Source organism: Blautia glucerasea, from assembly GCF_013304385.1.
Lineage (GTDB): Bacteria > Bacillota > Clostridia > Lachnospirales > Lachnospiraceae > Blautia_A > Blautia_A ammoniilytica.
In genome coordinates this window covers 19477-40969 of record NZ_JAAITU010000020.1, presented here as the reverse complement: position 1 = coordinate 40969, position 21493 = coordinate 19477, and the positions used below count along the sequence as shown (strand labels likewise).

The 21493-nt window shown below is 43.4% G+C and carries 12 protein-coding genes, 1 pseudogene and 1 riboswitch; of the genes and pseudogenes, 2 read left to right on the top strand and 11 right to left on the bottom strand.

Annotated features, from left to right (window positions below; genetic code table 11):
* Positions 1–155 precede the first annotated feature (155 nt).
* On the top strand, positions 156–680 hold the full coding sequence (locus G5B11_RS09380; protein ID WP_173727819.1) for a hypothetical protein: 525 nt from the start codon (positions 156–158) through the stop codon (positions 678–680).
* Positions 681–749: 69 nt separating this feature from the next.
* On the opposite strand, the gene G5B11_RS09375 is transcribed toward G5B11_RS09380, so the two are convergent.
* The 8 genes from G5B11_RS09375 to G5B11_RS09340 form a co-directional block, all read right to left on the bottom strand.
* Positions 750–1364: an NUDIX hydrolase gene (locus G5B11_RS09375; protein WP_158422410.1), complete on the bottom strand. Its 615-nt coding sequence runs from the start codon at positions 1362–1364 to the stop codon at positions 750–752.
* A 20-nt stretch (positions 1365–1384) separates the two neighbouring features.
* Entirely contained in the window at positions 1385–2020 is a 636-nt protein-coding gene (locus G5B11_RS09370; RefSeq protein ID WP_158422411.1) for an ECF transporter S component, read from the bottom strand.
* A gap of 165 nt (positions 2021–2185) precedes the next feature.
* A riboswitch (FMN riboswitch) is annotated at positions 2186–2321 on the bottom strand.
* A 114-nt stretch (positions 2322–2435) separates the two neighbouring features.
* The gene (locus tag G5B11_RS09365) at positions 2436–2786 is read right to left on the bottom strand and encodes a type III toxin-antitoxin system ToxN/AbiQ family toxin (RefSeq protein WP_244092960.1); all 351 of its coding nucleotides are present in this window, start codon (positions 2784–2786) and stop codon (positions 2436–2438) included.
* Positions 2787–3105: 319 nt separating this feature from the next.
* On the bottom strand, positions 3106–5439 hold the full coding sequence (locus G5B11_RS09360) for a transglutaminase-like domain-containing protein (RefSeq protein WP_173727817.1): 2334 nt from the start codon (positions 5437–5439) through the stop codon (positions 3106–3108).
* Positions 5420–6472: a DUF58 domain-containing protein gene (locus G5B11_RS09355; RefSeq protein WP_173727815.1), complete on the bottom strand. Its 1053-nt coding sequence runs from the start codon at positions 6470–6472 to the stop codon at positions 5420–5422. Before G5B11_RS09355 ends, G5B11_RS09360 begins: the two co-directional genes overlap by 20 nt.
* A complete protein-coding gene (locus G5B11_RS09350; protein ID WP_173727846.1) occupies positions 6472–7386 on the bottom strand; it encodes an AAA family ATPase in 915 nt (304 codons plus the stop codon). The genes G5B11_RS09355 and G5B11_RS09350 overlap by 1 nt, the downstream gene beginning before the upstream one ends.
* A gap of 170 nt (positions 7387–7556) precedes the next feature.
* Positions 7557–8471: a class C sortase gene (locus tag G5B11_RS09345; RefSeq protein ID WP_173727813.1), complete on the bottom strand. Its 915-nt coding sequence runs from the start codon at positions 8469–8471 to the stop codon at positions 7557–7559.
* Between the two features lie 205 nt (positions 8472–8676).
* Positions 8677–9756, bottom strand: coding sequence for a PDDEXK nuclease domain-containing protein (locus tag G5B11_RS09340; RefSeq protein WP_158422415.1), 1080 nt, complete (start codon positions 9754–9756; stop codon positions 8677–8679).
* A 177-nt stretch (positions 9757–9933) separates the two neighbouring features.
* Between G5B11_RS09340 and G5B11_RS19075 the strand changes: the two are divergent.
* A pseudogene (locus G5B11_RS19075) lies at positions 9934–10070 on the top strand (DUF6061 family protein); the annotation flags it as partial.
* Between the two features lie 862 nt (positions 10071–10932).
* Here the strand turns inward: G5B11_RS19075 and G5B11_RS09330 are convergent.
* The 3 genes from G5B11_RS09330 to G5B11_RS09320 form a co-directional block, all read right to left on the bottom strand.
* On the bottom strand, positions 10933–12927 hold the full coding sequence (locus tag G5B11_RS09330) for a SpaH/EbpB family LPXTG-anchored major pilin (protein WP_173727811.1): 1995 nt from the start codon (positions 12925–12927) through the stop codon (positions 10933–10935).
* A gap of 129 nt (positions 12928–13056) precedes the next feature.
* Positions 13057–16092, bottom strand: coding sequence for a fibro-slime domain-containing protein (locus G5B11_RS19740; RefSeq protein ID WP_420360624.1), 3036 nt, complete (start codon positions 16090–16092; stop codon positions 13057–13059).
* A gap of 3859 nt (positions 16093–19951) precedes the next feature.
* Positions 19952–21478: a response regulator transcription factor gene (locus G5B11_RS09320; RefSeq protein ID WP_173727807.1), complete on the bottom strand. Its 1527-nt coding sequence runs from the start codon at positions 21476–21478 to the stop codon at positions 19952–19954.
* Positions 21479–21493: the final 15 nt, after the last annotated feature.

Genomic DNA, 21493 nt, shown 5'->3' with positions numbered 1-21493 from the left:
GTTTTTATGCATCTGCACACTACAAATTTCGTTTTGTTTATGATATAATCCAGAAATAAAACAGACACCGCCGGAAGCATATTTTAAGTATCCGGCATAAGAAAACCTTTCAGATATGGATTTCCTTCTGAAGCCTGTAAAAAAGGAGTGTTTCCATGAGACGACATACAGATGAGATAAAGATAGCAGTTAGTGCAGCACTGTTCTGCGGTGTTATGCTTCTGATATACGTGGTAGTTCCCCAGAGCATCCGGATCCCCACTGCCACCACTACATTAAAAGAAGCCCCGGCAACAGCTGCCGAGGCTGAAGCTGCCACTGGCAGCGCATCTTCTGGATCGGATTTCCCGATCTATAACCAGGAAAGCAATTATCAGGACAATCCCTCAGGTGAGGATACTTCCGCAGATAATACTTATACCCCTGACACACCATCCGATGAACCGGATACCTCCAATCCGGATGGTGCTTCTGATGAAGTGATCGACGATACTGTAACAGGAGATGATACCTCTGAGGATACACCTCCTGCTGATGATCCTTCCGGCGGCGTAGATACCTCCGGTGATATCAGCACTCCGGATACCTCAGGCGATACATCTGGTGATACATCTGGTGACGCGTCTGCAGATCCTGCTGCTTCCGGCGATAATGTGATCGACGACTATGCAGAATATTAATGATCACAATACAGAAAAGTCATTCACCCTCCTGTGCCTGCACAAAGTTAAGTGAATGACTTTAACTCTTTATTTCAAAACCTCCAGGAAGTCAAAGGGCTTCTCATCCTTCAAAAAATGCATCAGCATATACGCACACATGATGGATACCCTTTCTTCCCGGAGGATTCTTTTTACTTCTTCCCGGTCCGCAAGCACCACCTGGATCTCCTCTGAAGCCTCCTGGGCATCTGTGCTCACTGTGCCGCTGGCATATCCGTATACAGCAGCACAGGATTCATCTGACATCCCTACTGAAGTAAAATAAGGCTTCTGATATGCCTCATCTACTTTCAAAGGCGTAAGGGTCAGACCTGTCTCTTCATAAAGCTCACGAACTGCACTGTCATGGTAGTCTTCGCCCTTTTCCACCAGTCCGGCCGGAAATTCATAAGCATAGGTACCGATGGGATACCGATACTGCCGGATCAGTACAACCTTGTCCTTTTTCTCCCCATAAAGGCTGTAAATGATCACTCCATCCGGAGGATTCTCACCTGTGGAAAGCTTCATTTCCTTTTCAGACTTTGCCCTGGATGCCACAAAATAATCCACAGGTGTATTATGGATACTAGTTGCCTTTACATTGTAAAGATTCAAATATGCATTATCTGTCAGCTTCCTGACCTGGTTGATCTTGCCCATAATGACCTCTTTTCCCTGTATCAGTCACCTCGAAGGACTACACGGATCCTCTTATAAACAAAGAATACGATCACTGATACAATTGTATATTTCACTAAGTTAAAGGGAACAATGATCAGCGCTACAAAGCCCAGAAGGCTGTTGACAGAGCTGTGTACAGCAGTTCCCATCTCCACGAAAGCCTGTACCGGCATACCAAATGCCTTACCGTAAGCCGGAAGCAGTACAAATGCATTGGCAAAGCATGCCAGGATCGTTGTCAGCACTGTGCCTGCAGCCATACCTGCCACTGCATGCTTTCTTGTCTTTACGTGATGATATCTGTACAGAAGACCTGCCGGAATCACATAAGCACATCCCATCAGGAAGTTGGCTACATCCCCTACTCCTGCAGTCATGGTTCCCCTTGTAACAAGGTGTACCAGGATCTTGATCAGCTCTACCAGTACGCCAGCCAGCGGTCCCATAGCAAAAGAACCGATCAGTACAGGGATCTCAGAGAAGTCCATCTGGTAAAAAGATGGTGCCAGAAATGGGAGGGGAAATTCAAAATTCATCAAAACTCCTGCCACTGCTCCCAGCATCGCCACCTGCACAAGAGTCCTTGTGCGGCTCCTCTCCATTGTGTTTCCGCCTCTTAAAACCTGTTCACTCATAAAAATCTCTCCTTTGAAATTATTCTGAAAGAAAATTTCCAGTGGAAGATGTCTCTTATAAAGCCGGCCAATGACCTGCTTTAAAGATCCATGGTAACAGAAAAGCCCCGGAATCTCTCCCGGGGCATCACGCACTAATCTTCGTACAACATTCATACGTATCTGTGTGTTCTTCTCTCATCCAGACTATACTGTCGGTCCTGGAATCTCACCAGGTCAACCGCCTGCAGCGGGTCGCGGACTATACCGCCGGTAGGGAATTTCAGATCGCTTCTCTGATCACCCTGCCCTGAAGAAATTTTCTTTTTACATGCAGGATTATACTCCATCCAACTACCAATTTCAATAGGGTTTGACATTTTTATTAATTATATTTATACCATATTTTTTCACTAATTATATCTTTACTACTGATTCACTGATTTTTTCTAATATTTGTTAAAACATTCTCAACATATTCTCGATAGCCTTGCTCCAAAATCCTAAAAGCACAACTGTTATCAGTTAATTTTTGTTTTCGGTTTGTTGTAACCATTTCATATATTTTATTTGCTTTTTTCTGAATCCGCTCAGCATTGTCCATGCAAAACCGATATTCCTTATTTAATAACACGCGATACTTTTCGTCTTTTATATTTTTAATAATCAACCTTTCAATGCATTCCTCTGGCACAGGAATCATATAGTTGAATCGTAATGAACCCTTGATTTGTGACCCCTCTATTTTCTTTTTCATACCTTTGGAGATACTGATTGTATTCCTCATTTATACGATAAAAATCCATCTTCATCCTCCGCTGTACAGCACAGCAGGGAGATAAGAATCTTATCTCCCTGCAATTAACGATTCACATTTTAAGCTGCGAAGCACTTAAATTAATGGTTCACGTTCAAAGTAGTGAAGCACTTAAACTAATGGTTCACGTTCAAAGTAGTGAAGCACTTAAATTAATGGTTCACATTCAAAGTAGTGAAGCACTTGAATTAATGGTTTGCACTCAAAGTAGCAATGCACTTAAATCAAGCAGTTGTTCCTGCTCACTTGTATTATATGCAATTATCGGGAAAAAATCAATAAAAATATATCAGTTCCTGTTTTTCTTTTTCCTGGTTCTTCTGTAAATTTCTTCCATAAAGGCCGTATCCTCTTTCGTCAGCTCACGGAAACCATAATTGGCATCAAGAACCAGCCGCTTCATTTTCTCTGCCTCATCAGGGCCTGTAAGAACACCGGCTTCCAGCAGATACTTTGTGACCTGGCCCTCTGTCTCCGTATAATCCTTTGGCATACCGGCACGTATCAGCAGCTGATAGGTAGATCTGTACAATGCCTGTACTCTTCCCGATGGCGGCAGTCCGATGCCAAGCCTGCTCCTCCGCCTTTTTCTCAGTCTGGTAAACAAAATCCCACATACAGCCAGAAAAAGGACTGAAGCTCCGGCAATCAGGATCTGATCAAAGTGATCTGACAGCCAGCCAAGTATGATGGTGCCTTTGCCCTGGTCTTCCCGCTCCTCTACAGCAGTCTCTTCCTCTGGCACAGCAGCCTGATCCTGTACATCTGTATCAGCCTCTTCTGCCACCTCTGCCTCCATACCAGGAGTCACCTCCACCGGCGTCCAGCCCAGAAATGGCTGGTAGATCTCCACCCAGGCATGGGCATTGCTGTCTTCCAGCACAGCTGTATAATTGCCCTCCCCATCTGCTGTGAAAATCTCTTTTGGAGCAGCATACCCAACCACATACCTGGCAGGTACTCCAAGCATCCGAAACATCATAGTGGCGGCTGCTGCAAAATGCATGCTGTAACCTTCCTTTGTATCGTATAAGAAGGTTTCCACAAAATCCTGCCCCTCAGGAAGCTTATCCACATCCAGCTCATAGGAACACTGGCTGACCAGCCTTTTTACTACATACTGGCGGATCTGCTCATATTCATCTGCAATGTCCCAGTCCGGACGTACATCTCCCATGTCCGACTGACCCCAATGCTCTTCTTCTTTTTTTTCGGCACATTCCTTTTTCAGCTGCTCCAGCCCCTGATCCGGCACCTGAAGGTCGCGAGTGCTGCAGTAAGCCCTGTAGGAAGCCTCTGTCTCATTCAGCACGCCATCTGTCTTCTCACCGTCACGATAGCCTTCCATGGTCTCTTTGTAGGCATCCCGCCAGTAAAAAGAAAAAATATCATCCTGGGCAGTCTGTCCTCCCACATAGTCGTCCCCGCCATAGATCTGATAATTGTCATTCAGGAAAGCATTGTATGGCACATATGTATATTGTGTATTGGCATTTTTATTTTCCACAGTGATCTGGGCGGCTGTCACCGGCTGGTCTGCCGTTGTTTCATAATACATCATCCGCAAAAAAGGCAGATTCTGAATATATACCGAAGGATCCCCCTCCGTCTTCCAGGCCAGCACAGTATCCTGAAAGCTTTCTCCGTCACCAGGCTCAAAGCTGCTGCCTGTATAAGTTTCTCCTACAAAGCCTTTCAGATAAACGGTTTCCTCCGGCTTCTGGCTGCAGGTCACCTTCAGTGCATCCACACCTGTGAAAAAATAGCCATCCACAGCGCCTAATGTGCCGTTTTCCACACCTCCGCCTACCCCTTCAATGGACAGATTCAGGTTTCCGCCGGAGATTTTAGGCAGGATCTGCCATAATGACTGGAGAAAACGGCTCTGGATCCTTGTTCCTGCCTTGGACAACTGGGGAATGGAAGTACCTGACAAAGGTCTTGCAATACACCAGGCAGGCACAGACACCGCCAATGCGATCACCACAGCTGCTGCCCCACACTTCCATCCCATCAGATGGCTTCTTGCAGCAGTAAAAATCAGTAAAAGGATCATCAGAAGCAAATAAAGCCACATACTTCCCGGCCTTCCACCGGCTGCTGCGGTAAGGGCAAACACAGGAAAAAACACAGCCAGCACTGGCAGCCATTTCTGCTCTTTTACCATAAAAGCTCCCAGGATCCCTGTGATGATAAAAATCAGCACCATGAAAAACAAAACAGTACCGCCACTGGAAGCTTCCAGGGTATTCAGATTGCCTGCGTAAACCTGATTGATCTTCCGGATCACACTGTTGGCAACGCTGTAAAAGCCACGGATCAACGAATCCTGCCAAAAGAAGCAGAAGCCTCCCAAAAGCACTACCAGTCCAAGCCCTGCCAAAAATCTTTTCCCATCCAGTCTCTGATCCAGATAGAACCAGGTAAAAAACAGGCTGAAAGCAGCCAATCCTGCAGCCAGCATCCAAAAGACTGTGGAAATGGAAAATGCAGAAATGACTCCTCCAACAAGAGCAAAGCCAGACAGAAAAAGCGCCAGAAAAGAAAAAAGAAAGTTCTTTTTTCCTATATTCTTTTCCTTTCTATCCTGCACATAAGAAGTATCAAACACCAAGATTTCCATACATCTGATCTCCCACATATATTTCTCCGGTTGTCAAGATCCGTACCGGCAGAACCTCTTTTTCATTTTCCAGGAAAGCCTCAGCTTTGCCATCCTCTGCCTTGAAATAAGGGATCATAAGAAGCTCCCTCAGTCCATAGTACAGGGAATCCGGATCTTCCACCATAAACTTTTCCATATGATCTTCTGTCATCCAGCAAAACTCAAAGGCAACCTGATGTTCCACAAAATAATTGCCCAAAGAAGCGGCCAGATCCAGGAACCGGTCTTTATCCGCTGGTGTAAACTTTTCCGGATCCTTCACATGGGTATCCAGAAAAACCGGAACCCGAAAATCCATAGGCATGCTGAACTCCTTGACCATAAGTTCTTCTGCCTTTGCGCTTAGCTTCCAGTGGATATTTTTCATAGCATCGCCCCGCTGGTAAGCCCTTGTATCAAAAATCTCCTGACTGTCAGAGCCCAGCCTTGCAAGCACATTTTCCCGCTGTTCGCCCTGCCCTGCCCCGGTTTCAGGCTCTTTTTCAAGAACAATAGGGTGGATCCTGGGAAGCACAGCAAAAGCCCCCTTTAACAAAGGCGCTGATATTTTCCCATAAAAAACTCCCAGATAATCATACAGCCGCAGTTCACGGACCTGTACTTTCACAATCCCGCAATGCACAGGCTGTACCTGGAACTGCCACTGATCCTTTCCTTTTCCGCCGGCAGCCACATGCACTGTTCTTTTGCTTTCCCGGCCTTCATTCACAGGATCGGACAATATAACCCCGGCCTGTATATCTGAAACCGGAAAAACGGCAGGATTTTGAATGGTCAGCACTGCTTTTGCCTGATCACCCCTGAATATGAAAGCCTGCTCCAGTTCCAGCCCTATTTTTATTTTTTTTGCTGTCAGATGCGCCCACACTGCCATAGCCATGGCAAACAGGATCTCAAAGGACAAAAGGAACCAGGAAAATCCGCTACCATTCACAAGCACTGTCAGAAATGTAAGTATGATCAGCAAAAAATAGAAAATCTTTCTCTTCATCAGCCTTTCTCCGGACGGGGCTGCTTCACAGAGGCAAGGATCTCCTGGGTGATCTTTGAGGCGGTCCCATGATTCATGCCGGCTTTGGAGCTTGTTTTCAAACGATGGACCGCTGCAGCCGGAAATACCTTCACCACATCTTCCGGAAGCACATACTCCCGGCCTTCTATGTAAGCATTGGCCTTCGCCAGCTTTGTCACTGCAAGGGCACCTCGTGTACTAAGTCCCAGTGTTACCAGCTCGTGCCTTCTGGTGGCATTTACAAGTTCTATAATATAAGAGCAGATGGTAGGATGAACGAAAATCCTTGCGGTGGCTTCCTGCATCTTTTTCAGCTCTGCCCCATCTGTCACAGCGCGGACCGCTTCCAGAGGACGGATCTCTGATTGTGCCATCAGGATCTCCATTTCATCTTCAGGTGAGGGATATCCCATCTCAATGCAGATCATAAAACGGTCCAGCTGGGACTCCGGAAGCATCTGGGTTCCGGCAGAACCAATGGGGTTCTCTGTGGCAATGACCACAAAGGGATCCGGTACTTTCCTGGTAACACCATCTACTGTAACGGTACCTTCCTCCATAACCTCCAGAAGAGCGGACTGGGTCTTGGCTGAGGTACGGTTGATCTCATCTGCCAGAAACAGGTTGCACATCACAGCTCCCGGCTGATACATGAATTTTTCTGTTTCTTTTATGTACATGGAAAATCCGGTAATATCTGAAGGCAGTACGTCAGGTGTAAACTGAACACGATTCTGCTTAAGGCTCATTGCCTTTGCAAAGGCCAGGGCCATAGAGGTCTTACCTACTCCCGGAATATCCTCGATCAGTACATGGCCGCCTGCCAAAATAGCGGTCATTACCTGGCGGATGCATTCGTCCTTTCCCAGAATTACCTTGCCCACTTCCTGCATGATCCTGTCTGCATTGGTATTTTTCAACGTATTGTTCCTCCCGTTTTGTTCTTTTTCATAATACAGGTTTTTAATGATTGATTATAATGGTACTTGATGTAAACCTCTGTTTATTTCTGTTTATGTCTGTTTATGTCTATTTATATTTGTTCATGTCTGTTTACTTCTGTTTATTTCTTTTTGTTCTTATGATGTCTTCTGATCAGGATCACAAGGATCAGGAGCACCTCTGTGGCCACTACCCCTGCCATCATAAACAGGAACCAGGGCCATACGTCCACGATCCGTCGTGCCATTGCTGCGGGCCTGAGCTGAGATACTGTTTTGCTGTTTTCTTCTCCCGTATATTCTATCCTGTGTCCCCGCACCAGAAGCCTGTGACTGTTGATGGCGTATGGGGTGCATGTAACCAGGGTCACATAATCCTGCCCTTCTACAATATCCAGGTCACTGGTATCATCCGGATCTACCACCTTGATCTGGTCTACCTGATAAGCCAGAATCTCATCCAGTACGTGGATGTAGAAGGGATCTCCTTCTTCTACTTTGTCCATGTCTGTAAAAAGCTTGGCTTCCGGCAGTCCTCTGTGTCCGGTGAGCACGCTGTGAGTGCTTTCGCCCCCCAAAGGAAAAGATGTTTCTGGAACATAGCCTACCCCTTTTGCAAGGACTTCCTGGGAAGTCCCGTAGTAAATCGGCAGGTTCACATCGATCACCGGTATGGTCAGGTAGCCGATCACGTCTCCGATCTCCATCATGGTCGTATGGGTGCTGCCCTCTGTGTCTGTGCCATCTGCGTCTGTATTACCGTCGTTTCCAGCAGCTTCTGCAGCTTCTTTTACTGCTTCGCTTGTTTCGTCCTGAACCACAGCGTGTCCCAGCTGCTGGTTGTATTGTTTCATAGATTCTTTTACTGCATCTATTTTTTCTTCGTCCATATCCTGGATCTGATCATCATAATCCTCTATGGCTTCTGATGCGTTTTTCTGGGCAAGGATATTGCTGATGATGGGATATGCAGTCAGGCCAAGGCCTACCAGGATCAGGATCAGGCTGAAGATTGTGACCAATCTTGGTTTTTTCATCGTATTCACCGTCCGTCTTAGGTTTCTGGCGGTTTATCTTTTAGATCTCCGGGGCAGAAAACCTTTTGTATTTGTTTTTGTTATACACATTTTAGATTCTACCACAAGTCGCTGGTTACTGCCATGCAACATATTCGTGAATAATGTTAAAAAATCCATATATGTATCTGCGATCATGATTTTTCTTAATTCCACAAACTTGAAATTATTCATTTAATTCAGCCTCAATTTCTTCAATGGTAGGCATACTACCTCTGAACTCTTCTGGTATAAGTTTTGATAATTCATAACTCGAAATACCAAGCGGCTGGCTAGTAGATTCTAATGCATACTGAGCTTCTACTTTATCCATATCTTTACAAATCAGAAGTCCCAAAGTAGGATTATCAGCTTCTGTTTTCATCTGATGATTAACAGCCACAACATAAGTTCCCAATTGACCTGCATAAGAAGAATCAAATTTACCTGTTTTTATTTCTACAACAACATAGCAATGCCTTTGAGTATTGTAAAATAACATGTCTATAAATTTTTCAGTATTTCCTACTTCAATTCTCACTTCCCTGCCCATATAAGCAAAGCCAGTGCCTAACTCCATAAGGAAATTATTAACTTTCTTTATAAGCGCATTCTTTAGTTCCTTTTCATCATACCTTTCGCGCAAAGTCAAAAAATCAAAATTATATGGGTCCTTCGTAATTGCTTGCGCTAAATCACTCTGTTCTATCGGAAGTGTATTAGAAAAGTTAGTTATTGCTTTACCCTGTCGTTCATACAAATCCGTTCCTAAGAAGTTAAGTAAAACATCTCTTGACCAATTGTTTTCAATAGTCTTTTTGATATAAAACAATGCCTTTGCAGAATTCCCTTTGCATTTATCAAGTATTATCTTGTTATGTCCCCATGGTATTCTAAAAATAATTTGTAAATCATCCCCAGCTTGGGGACGATTTGCATCTGTAATCAATTCGTCCTCAACCTGAGGACAAATCACTGCATCAGGATACATCTCATAAAAGTATCTCATATATTTCAGATTAGTTGGTGAAAATGATTTCACATCTGGCAAAATGGATTTCAAATCGTCACTCACCGTTTTATAGAATCCTGTTCCATATCCGAACTGTTCACTCATAGACGAAATGCCCTTACCAAGTTTCCAATAAAATCTTAGCATCTCATCATTTATCTTAATAGAAGCCCTGATTTGGCTTTTTCTAAAATCAGTGGATATTCCGGCAATCCACTCTTTATATTCATTATCAACCTTAATTAATTCACTCATATATAATCCTTTCTAGTGTATCAGTTTGACAGCTCCCGATTAAGATATCACCTGTTTTATTAAGAGATTTAAACCTATAAAACAGTATAACATAAAATAAAAGTGACATGTGAACTGATTAAAATGCTTCTGATTCTGATTTTTGTAACTGATGATTGATTGAGGAGATATAATATAATGAGAACAATATTGCAGAATATAATCCACATCGAAATAGTATCGATTTTTACACCACTGCGGGCTATATGCTCCGCAGTGACTATTGGGAAGCAGAAAAGAATTTAAAGACTACACCTGGATCAGACTGTGCATTAAAATTCGCAAGAAGATTACTGGGTTTTATTGGTGGAAAGATTACTGATGGGTTGCTGTAGGAAAGATTACCGGGGGTTGCTGGGGGAAAGTATCTGCGATCAGGATCCTTATGACGTTGAAGATCAGAATTTCGGTGAATTTTTTGGAAAAGATATCTGCGATCAGGATTTTCAGAGTTTGAAGATGCAATTTATCAGTAGAAAGTATCCTCAAGTCTAAGAACAGGAGAATTGAAGATACTTTCTGCCATTGAAAAGTATCTTCCAGCCTAAGAATAAGCAGGTTGAGGATACAATTGCACTTGATCTGAAGGTCAAATTGCATCTGCAAGCTTAGGAAAAAGCAAAATGAAGATACATTGGCATAGAAAATTGTATCTGCAAAAAGACCAGGAACCTGAATGAAGATATCCGGATTATTAAGATACAATTGATCCATTGATTGTAAATGACCTTGTCTCTGTGCAGTAACTCTTTTGCAAAACGTTACACATAAAGTCAATTTTTGTAAAAAGTTTACACAAAAAGTCAATTTTCCCTTGACAAATTTCGCCGAAAATCATACAATAAAGATGCTTGAAAAAGCAATACTACCAATGATAATTCTGTAAGGTACAGAAGCTAATACCAAAATACAAAAGTGATATTTTTAAAATACTTTCCATTATTTTTCAAGAATACCTAAGAGATTTTTCAAAATACCTAAGATGAATGACAGCCGGTTACACTGATTTCAGTGTACCGGCTGTTTTAAAAATCCTCCGGTCTGCATTTGCCGCAGCCGGAGGATTTTTTTTCACATATCCGTTTTCGTTAAGAGCATTATTTGTATAATCTCTTTAACAGATCACCTTATGTGCTATTATTTTACTGTTTTCTTTCTGGAAGCTGTGATCACAACCACACCTGCCAGTACAAGTGCTAATCCAATCACGCTGAACAGTACAGTACCCATACCACCAGTTAATGGAAGTTCAAAGCCTTTTTTGTTGATTACGGTCTGGATCTGGATGCCATCAGAAGCAACACCATTATTTTTGAATTCAGTTTTCTCTACCTCATGTTTCACTAATGTTTTGATACCTTCTTTGGTTGTATAATACTCTGCCTTGGTGGTTGTTGTATATGCAATATTCAATGTTACCTTTACCGGTGCTTTCAGAAGATTATAGTCCTGATTTGTTTTGGTCTCTACCAGATAATAATCACCATTTTTAAGTCCGCCCTGGGAAACTTTACCTTTATTTTCTCCTTCAGCACCTGTTTTAAGAGATGTTACATTGATCTTCTTCCAAGTTTTAGTTCTGTCAAGACCTGCTTTCTTTACTTCATCTACAGTAGCAGCGCCTGTTGTTCCAGTTGCAACCTCTTTATACAGATCAAATTCAACATTTGCAAGAGGTGTTCCGGTCTCACTTTCTGCTTTCTTTACGATCTGGATCTGGAATGTATATACAACAGCTGTATCTTCGATCTTCTCGGTTGTAGGTGTACCAGGTTTATTAGGATTGGATCCATCATCGGTGGCTGGAAGAATCTTATTGGAATATTCCAGTGTTGCAGTGTTTGGATTGCCTGTTTTAGTTGTGTCAGCTGTGCTAAGCAGTTCTGCATTATAAGTTACGATAATATCCTGTCCTGCATAAGGAGCAAGCTCTGCCGGTGTGAAATCAATGGTAAATCCGTTTCCATCCTCTGTAGCTGTTGCTGTTGCAGGAATTGTTGTAGTACCTGCTTTATCTGTTACTTTTACTGAATTTGCATCATCTTTCAGGTTAGTAGGTGTATCTGTAAGTGTGAATTTTTTCAGTTTTGCAATGTTTGCCGGTACAGATACAGTGATACGATATGGAACCATGTCTCCAACACTGTAATCAGCATCATGTGCCCAAGTATCACCATTTTTTACTTCCTTGGTCATATCCGGCTTATCATTAGTAACAGGGATCTCAATATTTTCGTCTGTCTTTCCATTATAAGTTACTTTAGTACCATCTACATCAAATACATAAGTAGCAGCACCGTCCATAATATAACCTTTATTATCTGCACCTACAGAAGTCTCAATAAAACGATATGTACCACTGGACAAGTCTTCTACACTGATCTTACCTTCTGCATCTGTAGCCAAAGTCAGATCATCACCTGTGTTATCTCCGGCTGCTGTTGACTTCTTTGTAATGTCTGTCCATTTATCTCCATCCTTTTTCTGAAGAACAAAGGTTACACCTTTCAGTTTTGCACTGTTTTTTCCTGTTTTCACAAGGCTTACCTTACCAACAGCTGTACTGTTCTTAGGATAAACATGTACATTATATAACCAGTCATCTCCATCTGTAGTCATTGGTACGGAGATCAGGAATGGATCGCATGGACCTGTTACAATTGCCGGACTGGTAGTCTCCACTACAAGGTAAAGACCCAGAGGCAGGTTTTCAAATTTTGCAACACCGCTTGCGTCAGTCTTTACCTCATCACCATATTTTTTATTAGCAACGTCTGGTTTAAGCTGAACATTTTTTCCACTTCCTGTGCAATACTGTGACACAGCCGGAAGACTTTCTGGAGTTGAACTGTAATAGTCAGCAAGTTTAGTTGCATCTGCAACCTGGTAAATAGTAAATCCCACATCTTTGATGGCAACTGCTCCTGTCGGAACCTGTGATGCATCTTCTTTACCTGTAGCTGGATCGACTTTACCAGCCTCATCGGTATACTTATGAATAGTAATGGAACCTGTTGTTTTTGTTGTGTCGAATACTGGTGTTTTGTCAGCTGCAAAAGCAGAAACTGACATACTTCCAAGCAACATTGCTCCGGTAAGCAGACCGGCAAGCAGCTTTTTGAATTTCTTCATACTCATATCCTCTCTCTCTTTTTCTTTTTATACAGCGTTTCTGTTTTCCTGTAAGTTTTGTTATAAGCATTCGCTGTTTTTATATCTCTCACACATTTATTGTTGCACCATCTGTCTGCTTCTTAGCGGTCAGGAAGCTTTGCCCTCCTTTCTCCGCTTTTGTAACAGATAAATGATTACAGCCAGTCCGATGAGGATCCCACCGGAAAATCCAAGGATCAGTCTGCTCCAGCTTCCTGTTGCAGGAAGGTTGAATTTCTTCTGATCCGCTACCTGAATGGTAATGGTATCATCACGCAGCATGTGACTAACATCCTGTTTGTCTACAAGAATCGAATTATCCTTTCGGTTAAGTACTACTTTGATTGGGGAAGCCAGAAGGCTGTACTCTTCTGGAGCCTGAATCTCTGTGATCTGATAAGTTCCATCCTCCAGATCTTCAAATGCTGCCAGGCCAAGAGTGTCAGACTGATCGGAAGTTGTTTCCTCTCTTGCTCGAAAGCTACTATCCACGCTGCCATTCTCCAGAAGCTTCTCCAGACGGAACTTGGCTCCTGCCAGTTTAGTCGGATTGTCTCCGGCAGTACCTGCCTGAATCTTCAGGATCTGTATTCTTGTCTTTGGAAGCTGATATGTATTGGTAATGATCTCTTCTCCTGCATTTTCATCAGTAAAATTGATCCTGTCCTCCTTGAAAGTAACGGTTTCATGATCCTGCAGTACGAAATTATAGGTTACCGCAAACCGGCCTTCTGAAAACTGTATCGTATTTTCGTTTTTAATAGGTGTAACTGTACCATCTTGACCCACACTGACTTCTACTACCCGGTACTGCCATTCTATTGGGGACTCTTGTGTATAGTCCACACATTTATCCAGTCCTGTAAAGGAAGTCTGCCACTTTCCGGTGTACATATTGCCTGCAAGCTCTGTATAAGTCTTTGCATTTTCATCTGTAGATACAGGTGCCCAGGTATCAGTATCAGACTGTCTTCTCTGAAGCTGTACATAGATCTTCTCAGGAAGTTTCCCTTTATAATCACTTTCGTCTGCATTCTTCCAAAGCTTCTCTACAGAAATGTTTACAACTGGTTTCTTTGTATTTCGGAAAGTAGTCTCTACAGTAGTTCCGGAAGATTTGATATCTCCCTTTGCTGCTGTGGTTCCCTTAGGCTGTTCAGTTTTATCTATCAAAATGCTGTCCAGAGTAGAACCATCATCTGTGGAAATCTCTTCTACTTTGAAGAAGGTTCCTACCGGAATCCCGGTAATTTCACATGAGCCCGGTTGTCCATCACCATTCAGCTTAATGATACAATCCTGTGTAATAGGATTTTCTTCCAGTCCCAGGTCACCTACATTTGTAAAGGTAACACGGAATTTATACTCACCTGACAGCTTTTCGCCATAAGCCGCTGTTTTGGTGATCTTCAGGGTACCGGTCTTTACTTTATTGTAAAAGACTGCTTTCAGTTTTGTTGCTGTTGTTGTATTGTCAGGATCTGCATAAGAGCGGAATACAAAAGTACTTTCAGTTGGCTTTGTACCTGTGTATGCATTTTCCTGTTTCTGTCCGTCTGCATCAAGTTCGGTAAGCATTGCTTCCGTTCGTCCGTCATCAATAGCTGTACCCGTCTGGTTCGTCATGCCCGGTATAGGACTTGCATTGGTAATAGTAGTTCCGCTTCCCATTCCGGCAACTGCCTGTCCATTCTCATACATGGTCCAGGTGGTATCAAACAGGTCGGGATCAACTTCCTCCTTCAGGGCTATGTAACTTCCTCTTCGGAACTGATCTTTGAAAGTAACGGTTTCATGATCCTCCAATACAAACTCTCCATCATCACCGATCACACGGGCATCACGCTTAGTTGATGTAGAGGTATAGGTAGCTCCCTCCGGGATCTCCAGCTTTCCGCTTGTGGCAGAGCCATAATCCGGAATCTTGTACTGTTTGGTAACAAATCCGGTGGGCTCGGAAATCTCAACCGTAGGCCTGAACACAAAGTCTTTCAGGTAGAAATCTCTTGGAAAGTTATATCCAAACCGGAGCTTTTTAAGATTCGTCTTGTCAAAGCCCTCACTCCAAGACATCTTGCTAAGATCCAGCTTTACTGTTACCCATTCTCTACTTTTTATGGAAACAGACCCATAAGTACGTCCGGAAAGTGTTTCCGTTCCAAGATTACCACCTAAGTTTCCGCTACTGTCTTCAAACTGCAGATACATATTGGACAGGGACGGGGTATCATTGTAATCATAATAGAACTTAATCTCCAGATAAGCCATCTTTGAAATGTCAATCGGCTCACCCAGTGTTAATTCTCCATATCGCTGATCTCTGTAACTGCTGTCCGCATCATCCTCTTTTGCATGCCAGTGAACGCTTCCTGTAAAATTGCTGTTGCCACTTTCATCCTTCGCAAATATATTGTCTTTATGAGTTGGAGCAACAGTATAATCCTGTTCTGCGATCCTCAAAGGCTTTGCAGCGTTTGAATCCACTTTCTTTTCTCCATAATGGGTTGCCAGATTCTTGATGGAGAAGTTAAAGATAGAAGTATCTTTAAAAAGATCACTGAACAGGCTGTTTACACCAGTAGTGTCTACCTGTTTCTCCACCTGCAGCTGGTTCTCATCCGGAAAGTTGAAAGTAACCTTCATATTGGATTCCCACATACCACGTTCCATATAGAACATGGTCAAGGTATGTTCAGCTGTTTTCTCTCCCTTTAGGGTAAAATCTGTAACTGTGGCTGGACTTCCATCTCCTGCACTTGCCTTTACATCACTGACAGTGGCCTTCAATGTATTAAAATTAAGAGTTCCAGTAGCAGGACTGTGGGCGCCCCCCACATCTAGTGCAAGCTTTCCGTCAATAAATACCCACACATCATCATCACCGGAGAAGTTAAACTCAATAGGTACTTTGTTGCCTTTATTATCTTTAACCGTTCCGTCCTTTGTCAGCCTGAAATTGAATTCCAGCTTTGCTCCAAAACCGTAGTTATATGTATTAGCACTTTTAGAAGCAGAGCCTTCATTGAATGGGAAGAAGCCATGCTTATCCTGTGGTGCACTGGAGCTATTCAGGTTCGTGCAATTCTCATACAATTTTCCTGGATCCTGCAGGTGGTATTCTCCTGTAGCAGAATCCTGTTTCATCAACAACGTAGTTTTGCTGCTGTCAAATACCCAGTATTTCACTCCATTATTATCCAGGTCTTCCTGCTTGAACGGAAATGCCACATTATGGTAAACATCTCCGATCACAGCATTTTTGCTGTTATTCCCCAATAGAAAAGCTTCATTAAATAATGGAAGAATTGATCCTTCTTTTGTTGCTACCAGATTTCCATCTGCCAATGTATCCTTTACAAGACCCTTGGCTATTCTTGCATAATCGTTATTATTAGTTCCGTTAATATCAAGCGCTGAGTTGTTTGTCGAAAAGAAATTATTGTAATCCTTATATCCATACAGATTCAGTGTGGATGCAATGCCTTCAAATCTTGTGCCCCAGTCTGAATAGCTTGGCTGGAAATGTCCAACATAAATGGGAATTGACGAGGTATTTGCCTGATAGTAATCACTCAGCGCCTGGTCAAACTCACGAAATGTTACCCAGTTCCTATAACTTGTACCACTTCCTCCAGGATATTTGTCACGGTTATTTCCATTTAATTCATAATCTGTATAATAATCATAAAAAGTAGAATTTACATACAGGGTATCTGATGCTCTGGTAAATGTATCCTTTGTAATATCTACTACATCTCCAGATTTCTTTGCTTCTGCATTTCGGATGGTATAAACTTCATCCCAGTAACCGTCTCGCTGGCCACCGTCATATACTACTGTATCTCCTGCATCAGCATAAAAGCATGGGTTCACCAGATCTGTTGGAATTGTCAGTGTGCCCGTACTCTCGCCATGCCCGCCGTAATTCGTTGCACTATTGGGATCAAATCCAAAAAATGCAATGTTTGTATACTCTTCCGGTAATTCTGCTCTGTACACGTCATTCCAGGTATGTCCATTTTCAGAATGAGAGGATACAAGTGTCATATCCCCTTCAATATCTGTTTTGCCTTCTCCAGAGATGTAGTATTTAAAAGTTCCGTCCTCTCCAGGTATGCTGTATGCCTTATCCACACCGTCACTTCCCTTATATGACAGTTTGGAATATGTAGCGTCAAAATAAACTGTTCTGCTTCCCAGTACACCCCAGGTGGAATTGTCGGCTGTGCCTGCATATTTGTAGCAATCTGTAGAACCTTCTGCAAACAGTACGCTTTCTACACCAGCTTCTCCTACACCCTGCCCATAGAAATTGGAATACTTGTCGCCCAGGACATTCCCGGAAGCGTCTGTAAACCGTACATAAGAGCACGGAGCATCTGGAATGGTAACAGAATAGCCGTTTGCCTTGCCATTTGCATTTCCTGTCATAGCAACAGACCGTACCTGCTGCAGCTTACCGCTGTTGTCCTTCTCATAAAAGACTGCATTTACACCAGAAAGGGCCTGCCCTGTCTTATTTTCAAAGTACATGGTCTTCCCTTTAAAGGAAGTGTGATCGTCCGGATCAAATGAGGAGTAATCCACCCATTGTTCTGCTTCAGAATCATACAGCTTATCCAGGAATACGCTTTCATATGCCCAGCCAGTGATTGCCACCTTTTGATCCTTATTCGTCCCCCCCTGAAATGCCTGGAAGTAAAGCTCCTCAAGACCGCCATACTTATTAATATCACTGGTCACTGGGATTGAATATACCTGCAATCCCTTGTAGAGACGACCATTAGTATCTGTCATATCTATCAAAGACTGCGGATCGTCGTTGGACTTTCCAGCCTTTAACCAGGCTTTCACTGTGTACCCATTATTGATCCAGTCTGCTGGTACTGCAAAGTATACGGTTCCTGCAGACGATCTGGCAGCCCAGGCCAATGTAATGGCTGCGGCTCCGCTCTCCAGCACGCTGATCAGCTGCTTCCCTGCATCTTCTCCAGCATCCCCTTCTGTGTCTTCCTGGGACTCCGGATCCTGAGAAGTTTCATCCTGGACATCTGCAGTCTCGCTTTCCACAGGAATAGCTCCTGGAAGCGCAGACAGCACATCCAGCTCTGCATTTGTTGCTGACTGCTGTTCTTCTATGTTCTGGGAATCAGCTTCCTGCTGTGCATCTACATCCTGAAGACTGGTTTCCTGCAGTGCCTCCGGCTCTATGCCAATAGTCTTATGATATGTTTCTTCCTGTGCATGGTAGGAAATACCTACATAAAAATCAGCGGTATCCCCAGCCGGCAACTGGAAGGTAAGATAATCCTCTGAATCATTCTTCACACGTGTCACTGTCAGATCTCCATCTGTCAGTCCATTGGGGATCACGCTGCTGTCACAGGCTTCGCTGCTTAATGCTTCCTCTTCTGTCTTTCCCATAGAAACGAAAAGGCCGGAAACCGGAAGTCCGGATCCCATGTCTTTCAGATCCAGCTTAATGGTACTGTCTGCTGTAGCATCCGTATGAAGATCCTGTGCTGTCACATGTACACCATAAAGCTGACCGGATAAAGCGATCTCTGACTCTGCAGAAGTATTCTCTGTATTCTCATCTGCTGAATCTGTATTTTCATCTGAAGCATCCTCTACCTCTGTATCAGAATCGTCCTCTGTCACATCCTGACACCCGGCTTCCAGAGTTTTGGTCATAGAAATACGCACCAGGGATGGCTGCTCCTGGCTTTCTTCTCCTGATGTTTCGTCCTCCTGGTTGTCCGGCACTTCCGGATCTGCACTGATGGTATCCCCGGATGTTTCTGCGCTGCTGTCCCAGGTAAGCTTGATCTTGCCTGTATCCTCCGGAAGGGTCACATCCTGAGACTGTTCTTCCTCTTCCCAGGTAACACTGGCCTTCAGATCCGCTTTATAAGAATAGCTTTCATCCTGTGTCTTATAAACAAAAGCTGCATAAAAATCCGCACTGCTGCCTGCAGCAAGCTCATACTCCAGATAACATGCGGTAGTGATCAGATTTCCATTATCGTCTAATACGTATTCCCCATTATCATCCTTCAGGTACTCCTGTACCCGGGAAACGCTAAGTACATCCGTTCCATTCAAAGCTCCTTCAAGCTTTGTGGGTGGAAGGGTCACCGCCCCGGATGAGGGTTCTTGTTCCGGAACGGTCTCCTGCCACTGCGAAAAGAGGGATGTATACAATATATAGGCCGGACTGTCGTCCTGATCATCCGTCATATACAGACGGATTCTTGCTTTGCCCTGCCGGGTACTGGATGCGTTGGAAGTAATATGTACCCATCTTGGCTGTCCCTGAACTGCTGCTGACGCTTGGGGGGCATCTGCACTTTCAAGGATAACCGTTGCAGCTGGCTGGACTTCAGTCTCTGTGTCAGTAATCATTGCTGAATCTGTTCCCTCATCCGTACCGGATGAAAAATCAGAAACAAATTCGGCTGTATCAGTATCTGCATCAAATGCAGAAAAATCAGTATCCGTAGTTTGGTTCTCATCTGAAATCTCAGTACCGGAGAATCCGTCTTCATCCTCAGAAACAGCTTCCACATCCTCTGCCTCATTACTGATGAACTCAACTCCTGTGGTCTCATCCTCATAGGATGAACCGCTGACATTTACCAGATTTGAAATATCAGGCGTTGTTATGATCATCGCAGCGCAAGCGATCAGCGCTGCTACTTTCTGCCATGTTCGCTTTTTCATGTTCCTCACCCTTCCAAAATCGCTGTCCTAAGCCGGACGGCATTCACACTGACTTCTATTGTTAATTATAGCTGTAGAATTACAGCAATGGAATATTACATTTTCCAGAAACGTATAACTTTTTGTAAAATATAAAAAGCTATCATAAAGAATAGGCTGGTTTTGGGTAAAAAAAGCTGCTTTTCCAGGAATCAGCCCAAAATAAGCAGCATTTTTATTCATGTTAATATTTAACGTAAGTATGCCTATACAAATGAATAGCACAAAATATCAAAATATGCTACCCTATATCCTCCCCATTTCCGGATGTTTTGCGGAACTTCTCAGGGCTGCATCCATAATATTCACGAAAGCTTTTGCAGAAATAGGAGGCATTGGTAAATCCGGTCTCCTTGCAGATCTGTACGATCTTCTTGTTGGTGGTACAAAGAAGCTCCTTGGCTTTCTCCAGACGAAATTCCCTGATAAAATGAGTCAGGCCTTCCCCTGTCTCCTTCTTAAATATGTAACTCATATACCCAGGTGAAAGATACACGCCCTTCCCCAGGATCTCCACACTAAGCTCATCTGCATAATGCTCATACACATAGCTCTTAACCTTTTCTACATCGCTTCTGGCACCACTCTGATTAGAAAACATGGTATCCTCATAAAGCTGGATATTCTGCTCCAGGATATCGATGATCTCCTGAATTGTAGTGCACTGATACAGCTTCTCAATGGCATCTGCACATTTGTCCGAAGAGAAATTCATATCCTTATACATTTCCTTTACAATATTTGAGCAGGAAAACTTCACAAAAATATGAGAAAACTTCCCTCCCTGCTGCTTCTGTGCGGCAAACTTGCGGAAATGCTCCCACAAATGGGTCAGGTCCCGAAGCCGCACATCATTCTCCATATTTTCCAGCAGATCAACCACCACATCGTAATTATCCTTGCCTTCCCAGTTGATATCCGGCATATAAACCCACATATCCGACCTGTAAAAGCGGTTCTCCATAAGGATCTCTACTTCCTGATAGGCATCTGCCATATTGAAATCGGATGTAATCGTACTGGAAACAGCCACATAGCATTCTGCATTCATAGTATCTTTCATAAATCCATGGATATGCTGTCCCAGCACAGAATAATCCACCTTTACCTTGTCATCAAAAAAGAGAAGAGAACTGGTGGCACTCAAATTCAGATAATGGAATGGAAGCTTCAGTTCAGCGGCCAGTTCCGTCTCAAAATCCTCTGCATGCTCTTCAAAAAAGTCTGTGGCAGTCTCTATCAGGATCATCTGACGGACCTGCTCCCACCAGGAAACATCCAGCGTAGCCATAGCTTCCGCCTTAATATCCTGTCTGCCTGTATTCAAATATTTCTGGAGATAAAACTGCTCCATAAAATCCTGATTCTTCTGCATCAGTACTTCTGTCTGCTTCTTCTCATCAATGGCAATAAGCGTCTTGTCGATCACATTATAAAATTCTGACGGATTCACCGGCTTCAGCACATAGCCCAACACTCCGTACTTGATCGCCAGTCTGGCATATTCAAAATCACTGTATCCGCTGAAAATAATGATGGCCATCTCAGAATCAAACTGACGCACTTTCTCCATCAGCTCCAGTCCGGTCATAAATGGCATCTTTATATCACTTAATAAAATATCCGGCTTCTGGCTCCTGGCAATCTCCAACGCCTCTTTGCCATTGCTTGCTTCCAGGATCTCCAGGTTATAGTCTTTTCTTTCGAGAAGGCTTCTGATCCCTTGTCTTTCGATTCTCTCATCATCTGCGATCAAGATCTTTCGCAATTTCTACTCCCCCTG